Below are 21,418 nucleotides of genomic sequence, written 5' to 3' on the forward strand. Positions count from 1 at the left end.
GTTAGCGTGGGACACGAAGGCCTCCTAGGTGCGTGCAGCGGTTCTTAGACAGCTCCACTCTCGCAACAGGAGGCCTTCACCTGTCAGCGAGTCCCGCAACAACGTCCCTGGACATCACATCTAGGCCGTGACGGGCCGAGGACGGACCCCGGTCGGGGCGCCCCCGCGGCCACCCCGACCGGTCCCACCGGCCCGCCCTGCACCGGCCCCTCAGGCTGCGGCCCCCGCGGCGGCGGCCTCACGCTCCCCGGCCTGATCCGCGGTCGGCGCGGCCCCCTCCTGCGGGGCCTCCCCCGGCTCCGGCGGCACGAACACCGGCAGCGAGGCCTCGGGCAGCTCGCTGGTGGCCGTGACGGCCGCCGTGCGCAGCGCCCGCCGCTCCTCCTGGGTGTCCCCGGCCCGCGGCATCGGCGGGCTGGCCACCTTCACGAAGCAGGCCTGACCGCGGGCCAGGTCGTGGCCCACCGCGGTCGCCTCGAGCTCCACGGTGGTGCCCGAGCGCTCGTCGGTACTCCAGTCCTGGATGCGCAGCCGCCCGTGCACGATGACGGGCTGCCCCTTGGCCAGGGAGCGGAACAGGTTGACGGCCTGCTGGCGGAAGGCGCACACCGTCATCCAGTTGGTGGCCACGGTCTCCACCGCGCCGGTGGAACGGTCCACCCGGTTGACGTTCTGGGCCAGGCGGAAGGTGAGGAAGGGCGTACCGCTGCGCCCCTGCCTCAGCACCGGCTGGCTGGCCACGTTGCCGGTCACGGTCAGGTAGGTCTCGCTCATGGTCTCTCCCGGTGTCGGCCAGCCGGGGTGGCTGGCGGTGCGCCCACCGTGGCAAGGGCCCCGCCCCGTGCGTGGCGCACGGCGCGGGGCCCTGTGGACGAGTGGCGTCAGGCCAGGGCCGACCCCAGCAGCTCGCGGGTGCGGCGGTGCCGGTCGAGCACTTCCTGGACCGGGTCGAGCACGCGCTGCTGCGCCACCTCGCCCAGGGCGGTTTCGAGCTCGCGGGAGACCTGCCGGCGCCGTGCCCGCGCCCCGAACCCGGCGAGGAAGCGCGCGAGCAGGCCCAGCAGCAGCCCCAGCGAGAGGCCGCCCCCGAGCAGCCACACGGGCACCGGCAGCCAGCGCCACATCGGCGGGTCCCCCAGCGGGATGTGGAGGAAGCCCTCGCCCAGGCTCAACGCGGCCAGCCAGACCAGGCCCACCACGGCGACCAGGAGGAGCAGCCACTGCAGCACGCCCACCAGCGGCCACCACCAGCTGGAGCGCTGCTGCACCCCGGTGCGGCGCACGGCGGCGTCGAGCTCGTCGGAGAGCCGGTCGGCCGGGGGCACGGCGGCGTCCATCACGGCCTCGGCCCAACGGCGCGGCAGGCCCACCGAGGCGGCGTCGCCCACCTCGCGGCAGGCCAGGTCCACCGCCGAGGTGGCGGTGCGCGAGGCCCGCGGGATGGACGACCGGCCCTGCGCCGGCGTGTAGCCCGCCGCACCCGGGGTCCCCTCGCCGAGGCGCAGGCGCTTCAGCGGGTCCGGCGTGAGGTGGCGCACCCAGCGGGTCACCGGCCACCCGGTGGCGGCCGTCGCCCGGCGCAGGTGGTCAGCCTCCACGGCGCGCAGCACGGTGGGCACACCGGCGGCCCGGGCGAAGGCGGGCACCAGGCGGTCGTCCCCGGGCAGGGAGACCTCCGGCTCGCGCTCCCCCACCGAGTCCAGCAGCGACTCCGCGGAGGTGCGCACGTCGCCCAGCAGGCGGGCGCGCACGGCCCGCTTCTCGGCCACGATGCCGGCGAGCACGTCGCGCAGCGCGTCCAGCCCCAGCCCGGTGCGGGCCGAGACGGGCAGCACGCGCACGTCGTGCACCCCGTCGCGCTCCAGCAGGCCGGAGAGGTCGGCCACCACGGCCTCGCGGGCGTCCGGCGGCAGCAGGTCGGCCTGGTTGAGCACCACCACCATCACCGTGTCGTGGTGGCGGCGGGCCCGGATGTAGTCGTCGTGCATGCGGGCGTCGGCGTACTTCTGCGGGTCGGTGACCCACACGAAGAGGTCGGCCATCTCCAGCACCCGGTCGGCCTCGGCGTGGTGCGCGGTCTCGCGGGAGTCGAAGTCCGGCAGGTCCAGCAGCACCAGCCCGTCCAGGGCGCCCGGGGCGGTGCCGGAGTCGCCGTCGTCGGCCCGGTGGCGGTGGTGCACGCCGATCCAGTCGAGCACCTCCCCGGCCGGCTGGTCGCCCCACACCACGGCGGTGGTCGTCGACGTGGTGGGGCGGCGGACGCCGGGCTCGGTCACCTGCACCCCGGCGAGGGCGTTGGTGAGCGTGCTCTTGCCCGAGCCCGTCGCCCCGGCCAGCGCCACGATGGTGTGGTCCCCGGCCAGCGCGGTGCGCTCGTCAACCTTCCGGCTCACCTCGCCGGCCCGGCCCGCCGCCAGCGGCTCCAGCTCGCGCCCGCCGGTGGACACGGCCTCGCGCAGGGCCAGGGCGCGCTCGCGCAGGTGGGTGCGCTGCGCCTCGCCGTCGGCCTGCGGGTCGGGCGCACCGTGGGTCCCCTCGCGGCGTCCCCAGCGGCTCATCGCTGGGCCTCCACCTCGGCGGCCGCGGCCCGCAGGCGGGCGGCCACCTCGGGGGTGGCCCCCACCTCGTCCAGCACGGCGTCGTAGCGCGCCCGCTCGTCGGCCATGAGGGCGGTCACGCGCTCCTCCAGGTTGCGCCGGGCGGTCGCCGCCAGCGAACGCACCGCCTGGTCGCCGAAGATCGCCTCGAGCACGCGCTGGGCCACCACCGCCGACCCGCCGACGATGGCCACCTCGCTGCCCAGCAGGGCACCACCGGTGGACGCGAACACCAGCACCATGAGCAGCACCCCGATGCCGTTGATGCCGAAGGCCAGGTAGCGGGCGGTGGCGCGCTTGCTGCCGGCCTGTCGGCGCACGAGCTCCAGCAGGTCACCCTGCCAGTCGTGCACCAGCTGCTGGCTGCGCTCCCGGGCCCCGGCGCCGGGACGGGCGAGCTCCGGGTGGCGCTCCAGCAGGGCCGCACCGGCGGGGTCGCCGCGCCAGGCCCGGGCGGTGACCGCCGCGGCGGCCTCCAGCTGGGACTCCAGCAGCTGGGCCGCCCCGTCCCCCAGGGCCTCCCCGAGGTCGTCGGTGGTCGCCGGACGGGGACGCCCGGTGACGAAGGCGGTGATGCGGTCGCGCAGGCGGCCCACCCCGGCATCGAGCTGCTTGAACACCTCACCGGTGCCCACGAGCTCCTGCCACCGGGCCAGCACCTCACCGCGCAGCAGGGTGCCGTCGTCCATCGCCTCGGAGACCCGGTCCCGGGCATCCTCGTGGCCGCGACGGGCGTCCTCGCGCAGTCCCTCGACCACGGCCACCTGCTCGTCCACGCCCTCGGCCACCTGCAGGGTGCGCCGGTGCAGCGAGGCCAGGGTGCCGGCCAGGGTGCGTCGGATGACCACCTGGCGGGCGTCGGCGTCGTCGGCCAGGGAGTTGAGCCAGGAGCGCAGCGGCAGCACCTCCTCGGCCGGCAGCAGCCCCTCGGCGGTCAGGTGCGCCTCGGGCACGGAGAACACCGGCGCGTCGCCCAGGCCCTGCTCGCGCAGCATCGCCGAGAAGTCGGTGCGCACCTCCTCCATGACCCCCTCGGGCACACGGTCCAGCACCAGGGCCACCGAAGTGCCGCGCTCAGCGGCCTGCAGCAGCATCTGCCAGGGCACGGCGTCGGCGTAGCGCGCGGCGGTGGTGACGAAGACCCACAGGTCCGCCGCGCCCAGCAGCTGGCGGGCGAGGTCGCGGTTGGCCTGCACCACGGAGTCGATATCGGGAGCGTCCAGCAGCGCCAGGCCGGGGCGCAGCGTGCGCGACTCCACGAGGCGCACGGCACCGGCGTCCCCGTCGCCGCCCTCGCCCCCGGTGGTGCGCGCCAGCTCCGGGAGCACGCGGTCGGTGGTGAACCAGCCGGCGTCACTCGGGTGGTGGATGAGCACGGAGGCCCGGGTGGTGGGACGCAGCACGCCGCTGCGGGTCACCGTGTCGCCCAGCAGGGAGTTCACCAGGGTGGACTTGCCGGCGCCGGTGGACCCGCCGACCACGCACAGCAGCGGGGCGTCCAGCGCCTGCAGGCGCGGCAGGGCGTAGTCGTCCAGCTGGCGCAACAGCTGTCCCCGCTGGTCGCGGGCCGCCACCGCACCCGGTGCCTCCACGGGGAACCGGGCGTCGGCCACCGCCGCGCGCAGGTCGGTCACGGCATCGAGCAGTTCTGGGTCCACACGCTCAGTCACGGTGGACAGACTAGGCGCGGCGGCCCCCTCGGGCGCCCCCGGCGCGATTCGAACGCGCAACCATCGGATTAGAAGGCCGGTGCTCTGTCCATTGAGCTACGGGGGCTCGCACCGGCCCACCCGAGGCGGGTCCCCGGCCGGTGCGGGCGGTCAGTCTAGGCCGTGCCGCCGGCGCCCCTCAGGCCCCGGCGAAGCGCCGCCGCTGCTCGGCGAGCCGCTCCAACAGCACCCGCTGCTCGTGGAGCTCCCGGGCCTCCCAGGTGCGCGTCGGCCGCGTGCCCAGCGGACCGCTGCGGTGGTGCGCCCGGTCCAGGCGTGCGCGGACGTGGGCCAGCCGGGTGGCGGTGCGCTGGAAGTCCTTCATCGCCCGCCGGCCCTGGCCGCCGGCGCGCTCCCCGGCCCAGGCCACCGCCCGCCCCCGCTCGGACGGGTCGCCCACCATCCGGGCCTCGAAGGAGGTCACCTGCCGGTGGTCCACGTAGGGCTGCAGGTGGGTGGCGATGGTGCGCAGCTCGCGGCGGCGCAGCCAGAGGACGAAGACGAGGAAGGCCACGAACACCGGCACCTCGAAGAACAGGTAGACGAGGACCCACCCCGCCGGGAAGACGATGGCGAGGTTCCAGATGCCGTGCAGCAGCACCGCCGCGCACCAGCCGAAGACCGGCCACGCGATACGCCAGCCCTCCTCCCGGGAGAGCACGGCGCGCCCCACGGCCGCGCCGGTGCAAGCGGTGAAGAGCGGGTGCGCGAAGGGGCTCACCAGACCACGCACCACGAAGGTGGCCGTGAGCCCGGCCGTGCCCTCCTCGGCCACCGCGGTGGCGAAGTAGACGATGTTCTCCATGAACGCGAAGCCGGCTGCGACCACCCCGGCATAGACGATGCCGTCGAGCACGCCGTCGATGGCCCGCGGCCGGAACCACAGCAGACCCAGCAGGAACAGGCCCTTGAGCGACTCCTCGGCCAGCGGCGCCACCACCACGGCCGTCACCGCGTCGGCCGACAGGGCCAGCAGCGAGGCCACCGCGTAGCCGATCTCGTTGACCACCAGGGCGAACCCGGTGGCCACCACGGCCCCCCACCCGAGGGCCAGCAGGAGCAGCCACGTGGGCTCGCGCTCGAAGGAGTCCAGCCACAGGAACACCGGCACCACGATGCACAGCGGCACGGCGGCCAGCAGCACCATGAGCGGCAGCGCCACCTCGCCGAACTGCAGACCGAGGGTGAGCGCCATGACCAGCGCCCCGATGCCGAAGAGCACCACCAGCACACTCCCCAGCGCGATGGTGGCGGGCCAGTCACGGGCAGGGGGCTGGGTGTACGGCGTGTACGGCATGGGCACAGGCTAGGCGGCCCGCCGGGAGCCCCTCGCTACGCTGGACGGGTGACCACTGACGCGACCTCCCCCGCCCCCACCGGCCCCGCGGCCGGCGCCGCCGAGCGCCCCAACCCGTCGGGCAACCCCCGTTCCCTCACCGACCGCATCGTGTGGGTGGACTGCGAGATGACGGGCCTGGAGCGCCACGACGTGCTGGTGGAGATCGCCGCCCTGGTCACCGACTTCGAGCTCAACGTGCTCGGGGAGGGCGTGCAGGTGGTCATCCGCCCCGAGGACCTCGGCGTGCTCGAGGAGCTCAACCCCGTGGTGCGCAGGATGCACACCGACAGCGGCCTGCTGGAGGAGATCGAGCACGGTGTCTCCGCCGCCGAGGCCGAGCGGCTGGTCATGGAGTACGTGCGCACCTGGGTGCCCGAGGCGGGCAAGGCCCCGCTGGCCGGCAACTCCATCGCCACCGACCGCCGCTTCATCGCCGCCGAGATGCCCGAGCTGGACGCCTTCCTGCACTACCGCCTCATCGACGTGTCGTCGATCAAGGAGCTCTCGCGCCGGTGGTACCCGCGGGCCTGGTTCAACGCCCCGGAGAAGGCCGGCGGCCACCGCGCCCTGGCCGACATCCGCGAGTCGATCGCCGAGCTGGCCTACTACCGGGAGGCCGTCTTCGTGGCCGCCCCCGGGCCCTCCACCGACGAGGCCCGGGAGGTGGCCGCGCGCCACGCCCTCGGCTCGTGAACCCCGGCCCGGTGCGCCGTGGAGGACGCCACGGGGCCTCGGTGCACGAGCACTGCCCAACAGGGGTTAGGATGTTCCCCGCTGTCCGGCGCTGCGGTGCCGGAATCACGCGATGGTGGGCGTAGCTCAGCTGGTAGAGCACCGCGTTGTGGTCGCGGTGGTCGCGGGTTCAAGTCCCGTCGCTCACCCCATCGGGAAGGCCCGGGATCCTCAGGATCCCGGGCCTTCCTCGTGCACCGGCGCGCCCTGGCCACCCCACCCCCCCCGGCACGACGAGGACCCGCCCTCCCGGTGCGGGACGGCGGGCCCTCGTGGGCGGGCTCGCTCAGCGGGTGTGCGCGAGGCGGTACTCGCGCGAGTCCTCGATGAGGGCGTCGTACTTCTTCTCGGCCTTGGCGATGGCCTTCTCGGACCGCACCGGCAGGTCGAACTCGTCCTCCACCTGCGCGCCGTCGGCGAGGTTGCGCACCCGGATCACCGCGGCGTCCACCTCGGCGCCGAGCAGGACCACCGTGTTGGTGAGCCAGAGCCACAGCAGGAAGATGATCACACCGGCCATGGCGCCGTAGGTGGCGTCGTAGTTGCCGGCGAAGGCGATGTACAGGCCGAAGGCCGCGGTGGCCAGCACCCACACCACGAAGGCCAGGACGGCACCGGGCGTGAGCAGGCGGTTGGGGAGCTTGACGTTGGGGGTGGCCCAGAAGAGCAGGCGGATGAGCAGGATGACCACCAGGGCCGCCACCGGCCACTTGGCCCAGTTCCAGACCGTGATGGCGGTGTCGCCCAGGCCCACGCGGCCCAGGACGGCCTCGGCCAGGGGGCCGGTGAGCACGAACGACAGGCCGATGGCCACGATGCCGAGCAGCACCACGGCGGTGAGGCCCACCATCAGCGGGCGCACCACGTAGAACGGGCGGCCCTCCTTGACCTCGTGGATCGAGTTCATGGTGCGGCTGAAGGCGTTGACGTAGTTGGAGGCCGCCCACAGGGCACCCAGCAGACCGACGACGAGGCCCAGGCCCGCCCCGGCGGTCTTCTGCTGCTCGCTGATGAAGGTCTCCAGGAAGCTGGTGGCGTTCTCCGGGGCGCCCACCTGCTCGGCGATGCCGATGAACTCCTGCGTGGTCGTCTCGCCCTGGCCGAACACACCGAGCAGGGAGACCAGTGCGATGAGGGCCGGGAAGATCGAGAGCACCGCGTAGTAGGTCAGACCGGCGGCCAGGTCGGTGCACTTGTCCTCGCCGAAGGAGTGCAGCGCCCGGCGCCCCACGAGCTTCCAGCCGTCGCCACCGAGGTCCTTGCTGCGGGTCTCCGGCTCGTGGCTGCCCAGCGGGGTGTTGAGCTCCTCGCCGCCGCGGCGGTCGGCCGCGTTGCCGTGCCCGCGGGTGTCGGCCCGCCCCTCCTCGCCGGCGGTGCGCACGGCGTGGCTGGCTCCGGCGGGGGCGGCCTGCGGCTCGTCGCCGGTGGCCGTCGAGGCCTCGGGGCGGGAGGTCCGTCCCTCCCCGCCCCGCTCACCCGCAGGGTCGTCCTGCGTCCAGTCGGCCACCTGCTCACGGCGACGGGCCGCGCGGTCACGGGCCACCTGCTCCTCCAGCTCGTGCGCCGGCCGGGAGGTGGTCCAGAGGTCGTCTTCGGAAGGGCTCATGCGGGTCCTCGGGGAAGTGTGCGGTCACGGTGCCCTCCCATCCTGCCCCGCCGGGCGCCCGCGTGCAGGCCGCAGCGCCGGTCAGGGGGCCATGAACTGCGCCACTCCCCTCCGCAGACTCCGCACCACCATGCCGATTTTGCGTTTCACGGGAGGTGTGTGTAATGTACTCCTCCGTTGCGCCAATAGCTCAATTGGCAGAGCAGCTGACTCTTAATCAGCGGGTTCGGGGTTCGAGTCCCTGTTGGCGCACCACTTCACGAGAGCCCCGGTTCACGCCGGGGCTCTCGTGCGCCCACCGTCTTTTCGGCATCGCCGGAATGAGGAACCCGCAGCCGTCGCATCGTGTGACGTGACCCGGAATCCCTTGCCACGCGTCGATCCGGCTGTGAGGATGGGCACCAGGTGATCCGGCACTGTCGGCGATCGGCCCCACAGGACGGCCCCCACGGTCCGTGCTCGGTCCCGCACCCGGACGATTCGGCGACACGCACCCTCACACGGTGTTCTCGAAAGGTTGGACATGGACTGGCGAAGCAAGGCGGCCTGTCTCGACGAGGACCCGGAACTGTTCTTCCCCATCGGGAACACGGGCCCGGCCATCGAGCAGATCGAGAAGGCCAAGAAGGTGTGCGCACGCTGCGAGGTGACCGAGACCTGCCTGCAGTGGGCCCTCGAGACCGGTCAGGACGCCGGCGTCTGGGGTGGGCTCTCCGAGGACGAGCGCCGCGCCCTGAAGCGCCGCAACGCCCGCGCCCGCCGCGCCAGCTGACGCCCCTCCGGGCGGCCGACCCCGGGAACCACTCCCCCGCCGCCCCTGCCGAACACAGCGGAACGCCCGCCACCTCCCGGTGGCGGGCGTTCCGCTGTGTGGTGCGTCCGTCAGGCGCTGGCGCCCAGGTGGACCACCGAGCGCAGGGTGCGCACGGCCACGTTGAGCGGGGCCACGCCCGGCTCGTCGATGGCGCGCACGTCCTGCAGCATCGCCTCGGTGCGCTCGATGGTGTGCGCGTTGCGCTCCGCCCAGGCCGACACCCGCTCCTCGGGGGTGCCGTCGGGCTGACCGGCCGTGATGACCCGGACGAGGTCGCGGTGCACGCCGTAGAGGTCGTCGCGCAGCGCGCCGCGGGCCAAGGAGCCCCACCGGTCGTCCTGCGGCAGGGCGGCCACCTCGTTGAGCAGGCGGTCGAAGCCGAACTGCTCGCTGGCCACGAAGTAGACGCGGGTGAGGTCCTCCACGTCGCCGCCGTTCTCATCGGCCAGGGTCACCACGTCCAGCAGCGAGTAGACGTCCAGCAGGGCCGCGGTGGTGCCGGCGAGCTCCTCCGGAACGCCCTGCTCCACCAGGCGGTCGCGGAAGGCCGCGTAGCGGGCGGCCTCCTCGCCCTTGAGCATCTCGGGCACCTTGGGACCGACGGCCGCCACCGACGCGCGGAAGCGCTCGATCTCGGCGCCGATGTCCATGGAGGCCGGGCGCGAGCTGACGAACCAGCGCATGGCGCGGTCCAGCAGGCGGCGGAACTCCAGGTACATGGCGGTCTGGGCCTCGGTGGGCACCTTGTTGTCCAGCGCCTCCACCTGCTCCACGAAGCCCTTGAGGTCGAAGACCTCGCGCGCCACCACGTAGGCACGGGCGACGTGGTCGGGCTGGGCACCGGTCTCCTCGAGGGCTCGGAAGGCGAACGTGATGCCGCCGCGGTTCACCATCGAGTTGACCACCGAGTTGACGATGATCTCGCGGCGCAGCGGGTGCTCCAGCAGCTGGTCGGCGTAGTGCTCCTTCATCGGCGCCGGCAGGTAGTCCAGCAGCGTGGAGGTGAACCACTCCTCGTCGGGCAGCGAGCTGTCCAGCAGGGCGTCCTTGAGGTGCAGCTTGGCGTAGGCCACCAGCACGGAGAACTCCGGCGAGGTGAGGCCCTGCCCGGCCTCGATGCGGCGCGCCATCTCCTTGGTGGAGGGCAGGAACTCCAGCTGGCGGTCCAGGCCGGCGTTCTGCTCCAGGAACTTCATGAGGCGCTGGTGCACCGGGGCCATGGAGTCCTGACGGGCGCGAGCGTTGCCCAGCAGCACGTTCTGCTCGTAGTTGTCCCGCAGCACGATGCGGGCCACCTCGTCGGTCATGGACTCGAGGAAGGCGTTGCGCTCCTCCAGACCCAGGTCGCCGCGGCGCACCAGCTCGTTGAGCGGGATCTTGATGTTGACCTCCTGGTCGGAGGAGGCCACACCGGCGGAGTTGTCGATGGCGTCGGTGTTGATGCGCACCCCGTGCTGGGCCGCCTCGATGCGTCCCAGCTGTGTGGCGCCGAGGTTGCCGCCCTCGCCCACGACCTTGGCGCGCAGCTCCGAACCGTTGACGCGCAGCGCGTCGTTGGCGCGGTCGCCCACCTCGAGGTCGGTCTCGGCGGTGGCCTTGACGTAGGTGCCCACGCCGCCGTTCCAGATGAGGTCGACCGGCGCCTTGAGCAGGGCGCTGATGAGCTCGTTGGGGGTGAGCTGGTCCACGCCCTCGTCCAGCCCCAGGGCCTCCCGCATCTGGGGGCTCACCGGCACGCTCTTGGCCGAGCGCTCGAAGACGCCGCCGCCCTCGCTGATGAGCTCGGGGTCGAAGTCCATCCACGTGGTGCCGGGCGTCTCGAAGAGGCGCTTGCGCTCGGCGAAGGTGGCCGCGGCGTCCGGGGTCGGGTCCACGAAGACGTGCAGGTGGTTGAAGGCACCCACGAGGCGGATGTGCTCGGAGCGGAGCATGCCGTTGCCGAACACGTCACCACCCATGTCGCCGATGCCCACCACCGTGAAGTCCTCGGTCTGGGTGTCGTGGCCCATCTCGCGGAAGTGGCGCTTGACCGACTCCCAGGCACCGCGGGCCGTGATGCCCATGGCCTTGTGGTCGTAGCCGGCGGAGCCACCGGAGGCGAAGGCGTCACCCAGCCAGAAGCCGTAGGCCTCGGAGACCGAGTTGGCCAGGTCGGAGAAGGCCGCGGTGCCCTTGTCGGCGGCGACCACGAGGTAGGTGTCGTCCTCGTCGTGGCGCACCACGTCGCGGGCCGGCACGACCTCGCCCTCGACGAGGTTGTCGGTCACGTCGAGCATGCCGGAGATGAAGCGCGTGTAGGCACGCTTGCCCTCCTCCACCCAGGCGCCGCGGTCGACGGCCGGGTCCGGCAGCTGCTTGGCGAAGAAGCCGCCCTTGGAGCCGGTGGGCACGATGACGGCGTTCTTCACCATCTGCGCCTTGACCAGGCCGAGCACCTCGGTGCGGAAGTCCTCCCGGCGGTCCGACCAGCGCAGGCCACCACGGGCCACCGTGCCGAAGCGCAGGTGCACGCCCTCGACGGACGGTCCGTAGACCCAGATCTCGAACATCGGGCGCGGCTGCGGCAGCAGCTCGATGTCGCGCGGGCTCAGCTTGAGCGAGACGAACGGCTTGGGCTCGCCCTCGGCGTCGGCGACGTAGAAGTTGGTGCGCAGGGTGCCGCGCAGCACCTCCACCAGCCCGCGGATGATGCGGTCGTGGTCGAGCGAGGCCACGTCGTCCAGCAGGCGGCCGAGCTCGGTGAGCGACTCCTCGGAGACCTCGCGGCGCTCCTCGACGCTCCCCTCGCGGGCGGGGTCGAAGCGGGCCTCGAAGGCCTCCACGAAGGCGCGGGCCACCTTCGGGTTGGCCGTCATCGCGCCCTCGATGTAGGGCAGCGAGAAGTGCGAGCCGGCCTGGCGCAGGTACCGGGCGTAGGTGCGCAGGATGACCACCTGGCGCCAGGAGAGGCCGGCGGTGAGGCTCAGGGCGTTGAGCAGGTCGGACTCCGCGGCACCGCTCCAGGTGGCGCTGAAGGTCTCCTCGAAGCGCTGGGCCACGGCCTCGGCGTCGCCCTCGGCGCCCTCCCACAACTCGGCCGACGCGGCCCGCAGGCCGAAGTCGTAGATGCGGGTGGCGGCAGCGTCGTCGCGCAGGTGGTAGGGGCGCTCGTCGATGACCTCGAGGCCGAAGTCGGTGAAGACCGGCAGCAGGTCCGACAGGGTGGCCGGGCCGCTGCGGTACACCTTGAGGCGTCGGTCGGTGTCGGCGGCCTCGGAGGACTCGTCACGGTAGAGGTGCACCGCCACGTCGTCCTCGCCCAGGCCCTCCAGGCGCCCGAGGTCGGCCAGCGCCACCTCGGGGGCGAAGTCCTCCTTGTAGGACTGCGGCAGGGCGGCCAGACGGTGCAGCAGGCCCCCGTCGTCGATGCCGTTGGTCTCGCTGATGTGGGTGACCTTCTCGTCCCAGGTCTGGGTGGCCTCCAGCAAGTCTCGCTCCAGGGTCTCGGTGTCGATGTCGCCGAAGTCCTGCCCGGAGGGCAGGCGCACGACGAAGCGCAGGCGCGCCATGGCCTCGCCGGTCACCGTGGCGGTGAAGTCGACGAGCTCGGTGTCGAAGTAGGTGCGCAGGGCGTCGGTCATGGCCGAGCGCACCTGGGTGTTGTAGCGGTCGCGCGGCACGTACACCAGCAGGGTGACGTAGCGGCCGAACTCGTCGCGGCGCAGGATGACCGACGGGCGACGGCTCGAGCGGATCCACAGGACCTCGTGTGCGATGGCGTCGAGCTCCCCGGCGGACGCCTGGAAGACGTCGTCGCGGGGCAGGTTCTCCAGGACGGCCAGCAGGTCCTTGCCCGAGTGGCTGGTGCTGCCGAAGCCGGAGCGCTCCATGATCGCCTCGGCCTTGTCGCGCACCACCGGGATGTCGCGCACCGACGCGGAGTAGGCCGAGGAGGTGAGCAGGCCCAGGATGCGGATCTCGCCCACCACGGTGCCGGCCTCGTCGAAGGTGCGCACGCCCACGTAGTCCAGGTGGGCGTCGCGGTGCACGGTGGCGCGGCTGTTGGCCTTGGTGACGGTCACCGGGCGGGGCTCGCGCGCGGTCTCGCGGGCCTCGGGGCGCATCGTGGTGACGTCGTGCGAGAGCGCACGGTCGCCGCGCAGGATGCCCAGGCCGGAGCCCGGCTCCGCACGCAGGCCGAGCTCGCCGTCGACCTCGGCGAGCGCGTACTCGCGGATGCCCAGCAGGGTGAAGTGGTCGTCGGCCAGCCAGCTGAGCAGCTCGGCGGCCTGCGTGGCCTCGGCCGGGTCCACGGTCGCCGGCGGGGCGGAGCGGAACGACTCGGCCAGGCGCTCGAGCTCGGCCCGCATCGGCGTCCAGTCCTCCACCGCCACGCGCACGTCCTCCAGGACGCGCTGCAGGTTCTCGGCGATGGCGTCCACGTCGGCCGAGGCGGTGGCCGGGCGCACGGTGACGTTCATCCACGACTCCACGACCTCGCCGTCGGCGAGCTCGTGCTCCGGGGTCCAGACCTGCATGGCCTCGAGCACGCCCTCGGCGGAGCGGCGCACCACCAGCTGCGGGTGGAGCACACCCATGACGTCCCAGCCCAGGCGGTGCAGCTCGTGGATGACGGAGTCCACCAGGAAGGGACGGTCGCCCGTCACCACCTGCACGCCGAGGTTCTCCGGGAGGTGGCGCACCACCACCACGTCCTCGCCGTCGGCGCGGCGGTGCGCGGCCTCGAGGTGCTGGGTGGGGATGTCGACGAGCTCGTCCACCGAGCGGCTCGCGACGTCCGCGTCGTAGACGCGCTTCCAGTAGTGGTCCAGCACGTCACCGGTGAGGAGGCCGTCCGCCTGCTCGGCCCGGGTCCGCGCCTCGGCGACGCGTTCCTCGCGGGCCCGTGCGGACTGCTTCGACTGCTTCTCGGCCGCCGAAGCCCCTCCCCGGGGCGACATGTCGGACTGGCTGGTCATGGGTGAATCATCCTCGTTCCGTGACGTGACCTGGAACCGGCACTCCGCGGTCCCGGGATGACTCTAGTCCCGGGCCCCGGGCCTGTGCACAGGCCCCGACGCCGGCGCGCCCGACTGCCCTAGCCTCCCCCCATGGTCGTTCCCACGCCGCGCCCTGCCGGCCCCTCCGAAGCCTCGCCGAGCGCCCTCGCGGCCCCCCACCGGACCGCCCCCTCGGCGCGGGTCGCGGACCTCGCCGGCGCTCTGCTCGAGGTGCACCCCTGGGTGGGCAGCCCGTCGGCTCAGGCCGCTCTCGACGACGCCCTGCTGGCGGTGTGCGAGCAGCTGCTCGGGCCGCCCACGGACCCCGGCGCCGCTCCCCCGGCGTGGGTGGTCGGCGACCACGGGCGCGCCGACCTCGCCTCGGTGCGTGCCACCGCGGCCCGGCTGGTGCGTACCGCCCACGGGCTTCAGGGGGCCGGCGAGCACCCGGCGGGGGCCGCCGCCTGCCTCGACCTGGCGGGCGCCCTGCACGCCTTCGCCGAGGACCTCGTGGAGGTCTCGCTGCGGCACCGGGCCGCGAGCCCGCGGGGTGACGGACCGGTCGCGCAGCCGATCGGCGCCCTGCGTGCGGCCAAGCAGCTCACCACGTCGTGCCGGCGCGTCACCGAGGCGCTCACCGGGGCACCCACCGACTAGCGTGGGCGCACCCGACCCAGGAGGACCCCCGTGAGGATCGACCACCGTTTCACCCTGCCCGCCGACGTCGACCGCGTGATGGCCATGGTGGCCGACCCCGAGTACGTGGCCGACAAGATCCGCCGCACCGGCGCCCTGGAGCACACCGTGGACGTCTCCACCGACGGCCCCGGGCCCGTCATCCGCACCACGCGCACCATGGCCACCGACCGCCTGCCGCAGGCCGCCCGTCGCCTCGTGGGCAACGGCGTGACCCTCACCGAGGAGCAGGTGTGGGACGCCCCGGCCGCCGACGGGACGCGCAGCGGCCGCCTCGTGGTCACCGCCGCCGGGGCCCCGGCCCGCCTCGAGGCCGACCTGCGCCTGGAGCCCAGGGGCGAGCAGACCGACTTCGTGACCACCGGGGAGTTCACCGTGAAGGTGCCCTTCCTCGGCGGCCAGATCGAGAAGCAGGCAGAGCCGTACGTCGGCAAGGTCATCGGCATGGAGGAGCGCGCCTCCAAGGACTGGCTCGCCACCCACTGAGGCCGTCCCTGCGCCGGCGCCCGCCGCACGGGCCCCGCGCACGACGAAGGCCCCCCGGTCTCCCGGGGGGCCTTCGTGGTCACGGACGCTCGTCCGCCGAGGGGGCTCAGCCCTGGTAGGGGTAGGCCTCGGAGGTCGGGGCGTCGAAGGTCTCCTTGATGGAACGGGCGGAGACCCAACGCAGCAGGTTCAGCTTGGAACCGGCCTTGTCGTTGGTGCCGGACGCACCGGAACCACCGAAGGGCTGCTGGCCGACGACGGCGCCGGTGGGCTTGTCGTTGACGTAGTAGTTGCCGGCCGCGAAACGCAGGGCCTTGGAGGCCTGCTCCAGGGCGTAGCGGTCCGTGGACAGCACCGCGCCGGTGAGGGCGTAGTCGGTGGTGTTGGCCACCAGCTCGAGGGTGTCCTCGAAGGCGTCGTCCTCGTAGACGTACACGGCCAGGATCGGGCCGAAGTACTCGGTGGTCATCATCTCGTGCTTCGGGTCCTCGACCACGACGACGGTCGGGCGGACGAAGTAGCCCACCGAGTCGTCGTAGGTGCCACCGGCCACGATCTCCACGGAGGAGTCGGACTGCGCGGCGTCGAGCGCCTTCTTGTGCTTGGCGAACGCGCGGTCGTCGATGACGGCGCCCATGAAGTTGGAGAAGTCGGTGACGTCACCCATCGGCAGGGCGTCGGTGCGGCGCGCCACCTCGTCCTTGATCTCGGCCCACATCGACTTCGGGATGTAGGCGCGGGAGGCGGCGGAGCACTTCTGGCCCTGGTACTCGAAGGCACCACGCAGAAGGGCGGTGATGACCTTGGCGGAGTCGGCGCTCGGGTGGGCCAGGACGAAGTCCTTGCCGCCGGTCTCGCCGACGATGCGCGGGTACTGGCGGTAGGTGTCGATGTTGTCACCGATCTGCTTCCACAGCGCCTTGAAGGTGGCGGTGGAACCGGTGAAGTGCAGGCCGGCGAAGCCCGGGTCGGCCAGGACGACCTCGGAGATGGCCGGGCCGGTGCCGTGCACCAGGTTGATGACACCGGCGGGCATGCCGGCCTCCTCCAGCAGCTCCATGACGAGCTGGGCGGAGCGGGCCTGGGTGATGGACGGCTTCCACACCACGGTGTTGCCCATGAGCGCCGGGGCGGTGGGCAGGTTGCCGGCGATGGCGGTGAAGTTGAACGGCGTCACGGCGTAGACGAAGCCGTCCAGCGGGCGCCAGTCGGTGCGGTTCCAGGAGCCGTTCGGGCTGACCGGCGGCTGCTCCTCGAGGATCTCGCGGGCGAACTGCACGTTGAAGCGCCAGAAGTCGGCCATCTCGCAGGCGGACTCGATCTCGGCCTGGTGCGGGGTCTTGGACTGGCCGAGCATGGTGGCGGCGTTCATGCGGGCGCGCCACGGGCCGGTGAGCAGGTCGGCGGCCCTGAGCAGGATGGCGGCGCGCTCGTCGAAGGGCAGGGCCTGCCACGCGGGGGCGGCGGCCTTGGCGGCCTCGACGGCCTTCTTGGCGTCCTCGGCGGTGCCGTCGTGCAGGGTGCCGAGCACCTTGGCGTGGGCGTGCGGCTGCACGACCTTGATCTCCTCGCCGGAGCCGGTGACGCGCTCACCGCCGATGACGTGCGGCAGGTCGACCGGGTTGCTCGCGATCTCGGCGAGGGCGACCTCGAGCTCGGCGCGCTCCGGGCTGCCGGGGGCGTAGTCCTTGACCGGCTCGTTGTAGGCCTGGGGCGGCAGCGTCACGGCATCCATGTGTTCTCCTTCGGAGGGATGGGGGTCTTCGTTCCACGGGGGTGAACGTCGGGCGCCCCCGCGGTGTTCCGCACGGGGCATCGATCCCATGGTGTCACGCGCCACCTCCCGCGGGAGGCCGCGGGGAGTGCGACGCAGGTCACCCCAGGAGGCGACGCACCTCGTCGACCTCGGCGGCGTCGTACCAGGAGAGCTCCCACGGCGCCTCGGCGGTCATCCGCCCCTGCGAGACCACGTCGTCGCCGAGGTGGAAGGCCGCGACGTCCGCCAGCCGCGCCTCGACCTCGCTGCCCGGCCCGGTGGCCCCGGCCAGGTCGGCGGCGAGGACCACCACCGGCCAACCCCGCTCGGCGGCGTCGTCGGCCGCCGCGTCCATGCCGTCCTCGGCGTCCTCCTCCGCGGGCTCCACACCGGGCTGGCCCACCGTGCGCCAGCCGGCGGCGGGCACCAGTGCTCCCCCCTCGGCGAGGGTGGCGAGCTCGGCGGCGGTGACGGCGGCGAAGGCGCGGATGCGTGGGGTGCGGCTCATGGCGTCATCGTGGCACGCGCTCGGAGACCAGCTCCGCCAGGCGGCCCAGCTGCCGACCCAGGGCGCTGCGCGGGGCCAGCCACGAGACCGGCTCCCCGGCCAGCAGGGCCCGGTCGGCGACGGACCGGTCCTCCGGCAGCACGAGGTCGACGCCCCGCGCCAGGTGCTGCTCGGCGGTGGTGCGCAGCTCGGCCTCCCGGGCGGCCGAACGACGTGCCCGGTTGAGCACGAGCACCTGCGGGGTACCGCTCGCCACGGCGTCCAGGGCGTCCACACCGCGGACCAGCCGCTGGAGGGCCACCGCGTCGGCCCCACCCACGACCACCAGAAGGTCGGCCTCCTCGATGACCGTGAGCGCCAGCGCGTTGCGCCGGGGTGCCCGCGTGTCGTAGGAGAGCACCTCGTCGTCCTCGAGGCTCGATGCCAGGTCGACCACCGTGACATCGGCCAGGAGCCGCCCGGCGTCCAGCACGGCCCGGGCCGCGGACACACGGACCTCGGGCCAGCGGTCCGCCCGGCCGATGCCGGTGAGCACCCTCAGGCGGGGCCGCAGCTCGCGGGCCACTCCGGCCAGGGCGTGCAGGTCGAGCCGCCCCTCGTCGGCGGCGCGGGCCGCGGCCACGAGACCCGAGGCGTCGTCGAGCAGGGCGAGGTGCTGGCCCAGCCCGGGGGCGTGGGTGTCGCCGTCCACGAGGAGGACCTCGTGGTCCGTCCCGAGCCGGGCGGCGAGCTCCAGGGCGACCGTCGTGCGCCCCGGAGCCCCGGGCGGCCCCCAGACGGCCACCACCGCGCCCCGTCGCTCGATCCCGGAACCCGGTGGGGCACCCTCCCCCGCGGCGGCGTGCTCCGGCTCGGGCTGTTCCTCCCCGCCCTCGGTCGGCGCGGCCGCGGCACGGGCGCGCACGAGGACGTCCGCCCACTCCTCCACCGTCGCGGTCCACGCGGCCGACACCGACACCCCCCCACTGGGCCAGCCGACGCTGGGCCGCCTCGTCGTGCGGCGCGTGCACCCCCACCACCACGACCTCCACGGACCGCAGGGCGTCCACGCACTCACGGTCCATGTCGCGCAGCCCCGCGGACACCACGGCGACGGTGCCGGTGCCGGCCTCGGCCACGCCGAGGAGGTCGGCCACGTCCACGCAGCGGCGCACCACCCGGGCACCGGGCACCTGGCTCAGGACGGCCGCCAGCGGCGGGTCCCACTGCGGCTCGACGGCCAGCAGCACGTCCTCGCTCACGAGTCCTCCCCGGCCACCGGCGACCCCGCCACCGGTACGGCGGTGAGCTCCGCACGGCCTGCCGTGGTGCGCAGCACCTCCTCCACCTCCCGGGTGGGGACGAGGAAGTCCACCGGCACCGCCTGGTTGCCCCCGGCGAGCCGGGTGTCCGGAGCGTGGACCCGGGCCACCTCCGCCCCCGCCAGGGCGCGGCGTGGCGTCGGGCGCTCGCTCCTCCCGGACTCCGGGGCCGGCGTGGCCCAGAGGTCCGCCCGCGTCCCGGGGGCCAGCATCGCGGCGCTGCCCGGCGAGACGGCCAGGGAGACGCGGCGCAGGTCGAGCGCGCCGGCGGACCCCACGCCCTCGGCGGGCACGAACTCCCCCGCCCGCACCGGGTGGAGGAGCACCTGACCACCCTCCACCGGGTGGTCCCCGGTGAGGTAGACGCCTTCCGGGGAGGCACCGTCGACCGCGCGCAGGTCCGCGGCGGTCAGCTGGTGCCCGGTGGGCAGGTCGCGGGTAGCCACCCAGTGGCGCGGACCGTCGTCCTGCCCCAGCAGGGAGGCACCGGTGAGCGTGGCCGTGAGGACCAGGGCCGTCCCCACGAGCAGCCGCGCGTCAGTCCACCGCGGCCTGCGCAGCCGTTGTGCCGCGGGACTGCGTGGCGCCGTCGCCCCCGTCTCCTCCTGGGACACCGGCCTGCTGCTGCCGAACACCCTCACCACCGACCTCTCCTGTTGTGAACGGACTCCGCCGCCGCCGACCGTGCCGTCCTAGGATGAACGGCACATCACGGATCGGTCAGGGATCCGCACGGATCCTGTGGACGACGGGACCCACAGGGCCGGTCCCCACCACCCGCACCGACGACCCCGGGAGACGCGATGGCACGGCGGTTCATGGCCCTCAGCGACGTGGCCGAGACCCTCGACATCTCCGCGAGCCAGGCCTACGCGCTGGTGCGCTCCGGCGAGCTGCCCGCCATCAAGGTGGGGGGACGTGGCCAGTGGAGGGTGGAGCTCGACGAGCTGGAGAAGTACATCCAGCGCCAGTACGCCGCCACCCGGGCGATGGTGGAGTCACCCCAGGGCTGACCCTCAGTCCTCGCGGGCCCCCACCCAGCACACCGCCGCGAAGGGCACCGTCTCGGTCACCGCCGGCTGCCGGGGGTCCGGACCCACGGCCAGGTCGAGGTGGTCGGACATCACGCGGTCCACGCGCCCCTCGATCACGTGGCCGGTGGTGAGGCAGACCCGCACCGGCAACCGGTCCCGGGAGAGCTCCCGGAGCACCGTCACCCACGTGATGCGGCGCCCCGGGTCGCCCTCGGCCGGCCGCGAGCGCGGCCCCAGCCCGGCGACGGTCACCACCGCGCCCACCGGCACCAGCAGCGTGGTGCGCCCCTGACCCAGCCGCACCCAGTCGGCGCCGACGTCCCGCAGGGTGCCGTCCACTCGGCCACCGTCCACGGTGCGCAGCGTGACCCGTGACGCCAGCTGCGCCGCCAGCCGGTCGCCGAGCCCGATGCGGGCCCGCTCCACCCGCACGCGCTCGGCCACCTCGCCCTCGAGCTCCGCCCGACGGTGGGCGGCGATCTGCCCCTCGAGGTCGGCGAAGAGGTCGTCCCAGCGCGAGGTCATGGCGGCCACCGTACCGACGCGCGCCGGGTGAACACCCCGAGCGTTGTCCACAGCCTTCGACATCACCCTTCACCAAACCCCACCAAACGGCTATGTTCGCCATCATCGACCATTCACGGGGGCAATCCCCCACGACGACGGGTGACGACGATGGAGTGGACCGACCGGACGGCGGGTGGGCCGGGAGCGCTGCGGCGGGACGCGGCGAACGCGGTGGCGGCGGGGGTGGCCCTGGGGTGCAGCGCCGCGGCGTGGACGGTGGGGCACCGGGCCCTGGCCCAGGCGAGCAGCGTGTGGAACGCCCCCGACCCGGCGGAGCCTCTTGCGTGGGTGCTGCGCACGGCCCTGGCGGTGGTGGTGGCCTGGCTGGCGGCCGTCTTCGCCCTGGAGGCCCTCGCTGGGCTGCCGGGTGGTCCCGGCGCCGCAGTGCGCCGGCTCCGGGACCGCCTCGGGCCATGGGGCGGCGGCGCCCTGGTGGCCATGACCCTGGGGGTGGTCACCACGCCGGCCCACGCCCACGCCGGCGACGCGCCCGACCCCCTCGACCTCTCCCTCCTGGCCCCCGTGAGCGCCCCGGCCGAACCGGCGCCCCCGGCGACGCCCGGGGCACTCCCCTCCCCCGAGGAGCCGGCCACGCCCACGACCCCGGGGACGGAGGCGCCCACGGATCCCGCCCGGGCCCGCCCCGCCGTCACCGTGGCGGCCGGCGACACCCTGTGGGAGATCGCGGCGCGCCACCTGGGACCGAGGGCCTCGGCGCGCGCCGTGGCCGACGAGTGGCCGCGTTGGTACGAGGCCAACCGCGAGGTCATCGGGGACGACCCGAACCTCCTGCTGGCCGGCACCCGCCTGGTGGCCCCCGCCCCGCGGACGGGGGGTGCGCGGTGACCGCCCGTCCCGAGGCGCAGCAGGTCGACTTCTTCGACCGCCAGCCCACGTCGACCCACGACCTGCCGGCGGCCCTGCCCTGGGCGGCCCACCTCAGCCGCACGGTCGTGGAGGTGATGGAGGGCTCCCGCGACGCCACGCAGCTGAGCCGGTGGGTGACGCCCGAGCTGCTCACCCGCCTGGCCCGCCGCAACGCGCTCTCGCGACGACTGGGCCGGGCCACCGGAGGTGTGGGCGTGCGGACCGTCCGCGCCTGCCACGTCCGTGACGGCATCGTGGAGGTCTCGGCCGTGGTGGTGGTGCGCCAGCAGGTGCGCGCCATGGCGCTGCGCTTGGAGGGGCTCGACGGGCGTTGGCTGCTCACCGTCCTGGAGATGGGCTGACACGGCGGTGCCCCACCCGGGCAGGGCACCACCACCCGGTGGCCGGCACGCAGGAGGACCCCGGT

18 protein-coding genes and 3 tRNA genes are annotated in these 21,418 nt (G+C 73.9%); 9 read left to right on the top strand and 12 right to left on the bottom strand.

The genetic code is table 11. The features are described from left to right. Positions 1–210 precede the first annotated feature (210 nt). The 5 genes from CYJ76_RS12530 to CYJ76_RS09940 form a co-directional block, all read right to left on the bottom strand. Positions 211–774 carry a single-stranded DNA-binding protein gene (locus CYJ76_RS12530; RefSeq protein WP_180802278.1) on the bottom strand — a complete coding sequence of 188 codons (564 nt, stop codon included), beginning with the start codon at positions 772–774 and terminating at the stop codon, positions 211–213. A 107-nt stretch (positions 775–881) separates the two neighbouring features. Then, a complete protein-coding gene (locus tag CYJ76_RS09925) occupies positions 882–2,558 on the bottom strand; it encodes a GTPase (RefSeq protein WP_101850005.1) in 1,677 nt (558 codons plus the stop codon). Next, positions 2,555–4,267 carry a dynamin family protein gene (locus tag CYJ76_RS09930; protein WP_238138219.1) on the bottom strand — a complete coding sequence of 571 codons (1,713 nt, stop codon included), beginning with the start codon at positions 4,265–4,267 and terminating at the stop codon, positions 2,555–2,557. The genes CYJ76_RS09925 and CYJ76_RS09930 overlap by 4 nt, the downstream gene beginning before the upstream one ends. A gap of 33 nt (positions 4,268–4,300) precedes the next feature. Next, a tRNA-Arg gene (locus tag CYJ76_RS09935) sits at positions 4,301–4,373 on the bottom strand. Positions 4,374–4,445: 72 nt separating this feature from the next. Next, entirely contained in the window at positions 4,446–5,603 is a 1,158-nt protein-coding gene (locus CYJ76_RS09940) for a PrsW family intramembrane metalloprotease (RefSeq protein ID WP_101850007.1), read from the bottom strand. 48 nt (positions 5,604–5,651) lie between these two features. On the opposite strand from CYJ76_RS09940, the gene orn reads away from it, so the two are divergent. Together orn and CYJ76_RS09950 are read left to right on the top strand one after the other, a co-directional pair. Next, positions 5,652–6,338, top strand: coding sequence for an oligoribonuclease (gene orn, locus CYJ76_RS09945; protein WP_083323510.1), 687 nt, complete (start codon positions 5,652–5,654; stop codon positions 6,336–6,338). Between the two features lie 115 nt (positions 6,339–6,453). Continuing rightward, positions 6,454–6,529: transfer RNA gene (locus CYJ76_RS09950), tRNA-His, on the top strand. Positions 6,530–6,663: 134 nt separating this feature from the next. Here the strand turns inward: CYJ76_RS09950 and CYJ76_RS09955 are convergent. Beyond that, positions 6,664–7,983, bottom strand: coding sequence for a YihY/virulence factor BrkB family protein (locus tag CYJ76_RS09955; protein WP_101850008.1), 1,320 nt, complete (start codon positions 7,981–7,983; stop codon positions 6,664–6,666). A gap of 179 nt (positions 7,984–8,162) precedes the next feature. Here CYJ76_RS09955 and CYJ76_RS09960 point away from each other — a divergent pair. Both CYJ76_RS09960 and CYJ76_RS09965 read left to right on the top strand, forming a co-directional pair. Further along, positions 8,163–8,238, top strand: a tRNA-Lys gene (locus CYJ76_RS09960). A gap of 268 nt (positions 8,239–8,506) precedes the next feature. After that, on the top strand, positions 8,507–8,755 hold the full coding sequence (locus CYJ76_RS09965; RefSeq protein WP_070705212.1) for a WhiB family transcriptional regulator: 249 nt from the start codon (positions 8,507–8,509) through the stop codon (positions 8,753–8,755). Positions 8,756–8,865: 110 nt separating this feature from the next. Here CYJ76_RS09965 and CYJ76_RS09970 read toward each other — a convergent pair whose 3' ends face one another. Further along, positions 8,866–13,755 (bottom strand): NAD-glutamate dehydrogenase, encoded by a 4,890-nt coding sequence (locus tag CYJ76_RS09970; RefSeq protein ID WP_101850009.1) that lies wholly within the window; start codon positions 13,753–13,755, stop codon positions 8,866–8,868. A gap of 132 nt (positions 13,756–13,887) precedes the next feature. On the opposite strand from CYJ76_RS09970, the gene CYJ76_RS09975 reads away from it, so the two are divergent. Continuing rightward, positions 13,888–14,433 carry a hypothetical protein gene (locus CYJ76_RS09975; protein WP_101850010.1) on the top strand — a complete coding sequence of 182 codons (546 nt, stop codon included), beginning with the start codon at positions 13,888–13,890 and terminating at the stop codon, positions 14,431–14,433. A 30-nt stretch (positions 14,434–14,463) separates the two neighbouring features. Further along, the gene (locus CYJ76_RS09980; RefSeq protein ID WP_101850011.1) at positions 14,464–14,958 is read left to right on the top strand and encodes a DUF2505 domain-containing protein; all 495 of its coding nucleotides are present in this window, start codon (positions 14,464–14,466) and stop codon (positions 14,956–14,958) included. Positions 14,959–15,064: 106 nt separating this feature from the next. Here CYJ76_RS09980 and pruA read toward each other — a convergent pair whose 3' ends face one another. From pruA to CYJ76_RS10000, 4 genes are all read right to left on the bottom strand, one after another. Beyond that, complete coding sequence (pruA, locus tag CYJ76_RS09985) at positions 15,065–16,693, bottom strand: L-glutamate gamma-semialdehyde dehydrogenase (RefSeq protein WP_101850012.1); 1,629 nt, start codon at positions 16,691–16,693, stop codon at positions 15,065–15,067. 139 nt (positions 16,694–16,832) lie between these two features. After that, the gene (locus CYJ76_RS09990) at positions 16,833–17,222 is read right to left on the bottom strand and encodes a hypothetical protein (RefSeq protein ID WP_070703472.1); all 390 of its coding nucleotides are present in this window, start codon (positions 17,220–17,222) and stop codon (positions 16,833–16,835) included. Positions 17,223–17,226: 4 nt separating this feature from the next. Then, positions 17,227–18,174 (bottom strand): AAA family ATPase, encoded by a 948-nt coding sequence (locus tag CYJ76_RS09995; RefSeq protein WP_144043078.1) that lies wholly within the window; start codon positions 18,172–18,174, stop codon positions 17,227–17,229. Between the two features lie 285 nt (positions 18,175–18,459). Further along, positions 18,460–19,047 (bottom strand): SAF domain-containing protein, encoded by a 588-nt coding sequence (locus CYJ76_RS10000; protein ID WP_101850014.1) that lies wholly within the window; start codon positions 19,045–19,047, stop codon positions 18,460–18,462. A 279-nt stretch (positions 19,048–19,326) separates the two neighbouring features. Between CYJ76_RS10000 and CYJ76_RS10005 the strand changes: the two genes are divergently transcribed. After that, complete coding sequence (locus tag CYJ76_RS10005; RefSeq protein WP_070705168.1) at positions 19,327–19,536, top strand: helix-turn-helix domain-containing protein; 210 nt, start codon at positions 19,327–19,329, stop codon at positions 19,534–19,536. Between the two features lie 3 nt (positions 19,537–19,539). Here CYJ76_RS10005 and CYJ76_RS10010 read toward each other — a convergent pair whose 3' ends face one another. Next, positions 19,540–20,082: a hypothetical protein gene (locus CYJ76_RS10010; protein ID WP_101850015.1), complete on the bottom strand. Its 543-nt coding sequence runs from the start codon at positions 20,080–20,082 to the stop codon at positions 19,540–19,542. Positions 20,083–20,223: 141 nt separating this feature from the next. Here CYJ76_RS10010 and CYJ76_RS10015 point away from each other — a divergent pair, with 141 nt between their 5' ends. Both CYJ76_RS10015 and CYJ76_RS10020 read left to right on the top strand, forming a co-directional pair. After that, the gene (locus CYJ76_RS10015; protein WP_144043079.1) at positions 20,224–20,970 is read left to right on the top strand and encodes a LysM peptidoglycan-binding domain-containing protein; all 747 of its coding nucleotides are present in this window, start codon (positions 20,224–20,226) and stop codon (positions 20,968–20,970) included. After that, complete coding sequence (locus tag CYJ76_RS10020) at positions 20,967–21,353, top strand: Rv3235 family protein (protein WP_070705271.1); 387 nt, start codon at positions 20,967–20,969, stop codon at positions 21,351–21,353. The genes CYJ76_RS10015 and CYJ76_RS10020 overlap by 4 nt, the downstream gene beginning before the upstream one ends. The last annotated feature ends 65 nt before the right edge of the window (positions 21,354–21,418 follow it).

This window comes from Kytococcus schroeteri (assembly GCF_002847825.1).
In the GTDB taxonomy this organism is placed as follows: Bacteria; Actinomycetota; Actinomycetes; order Actinomycetales; family Dermatophilaceae; genus Kytococcus; species Kytococcus schroeteri.

Coding starts and splice junctions, on each gene's coding strand:
- CYJ76_RS09925 (WP_101850005.1), bottom strand. CDS start 2,558: ATGAGCCGCTGGGGACGCCGCGAGGGGACCCACGGTGCGCCCGACCCG.
- CYJ76_RS09965 (WP_070705212.1), top strand. CDS start 8,507: ATGGACTGGCGAAGCAAGGCGGCCTGTCTCGACGAGGACCCGGAACTG.
- CYJ76_RS09975 (WP_101850010.1), top strand. CDS start 13,888: ATGGTCGTTCCCACGCCGCGCCCTGCCGGCCCCTCCGAAGCCTCGCCG.
- CYJ76_RS09990 (WP_070703472.1), bottom strand. CDS start 17,222: ATGAGCCGCACCCCACGCATCCGCGCCTTCGCCGCCGTCACCGCCGCC.
- pruA (WP_101850012.1), bottom strand. CDS start 16,693: ATGGATGCCGTGACGCTGCCGCCCCAGGCCTACAACGAGCCGGTCAAG.
- CYJ76_RS09970 (WP_101850009.1), bottom strand. CDS start 13,755: ATGACCAGCCAGTCCGACATGTCGCCCCGGGGAGGGGCTTCGGCGGCC.
- CYJ76_RS09955 (WP_101850008.1), bottom strand. CDS start 7,983: ATGAGCCCTTCCGAAGACGACCTCTGGACCACCTCCCGGCCGGCGCAC.
- CYJ76_RS12530 (WP_180802278.1), bottom strand. CDS start 774: ATGAGCGAGACCTACCTGACCGTGACCGGCAACGTGGCCAGCCAGCCG.
- CYJ76_RS10005 (WP_070705168.1), top strand. CDS start 19,327: ATGGCACGGCGGTTCATGGCCCTCAGCGACGTGGCCGAGACCCTCGAC.
- CYJ76_RS10010 (WP_101850015.1), bottom strand. CDS start 20,082: ATGACCTCGCGCTGGGACGACCTCTTCGCCGACCTCGAGGGGCAGATC.
- CYJ76_RS09940 (WP_101850007.1), bottom strand. CDS start 5,603: ATGCCGTACACGCCGTACACCCAGCCCCCTGCCCGTGACTGGCCCGCC.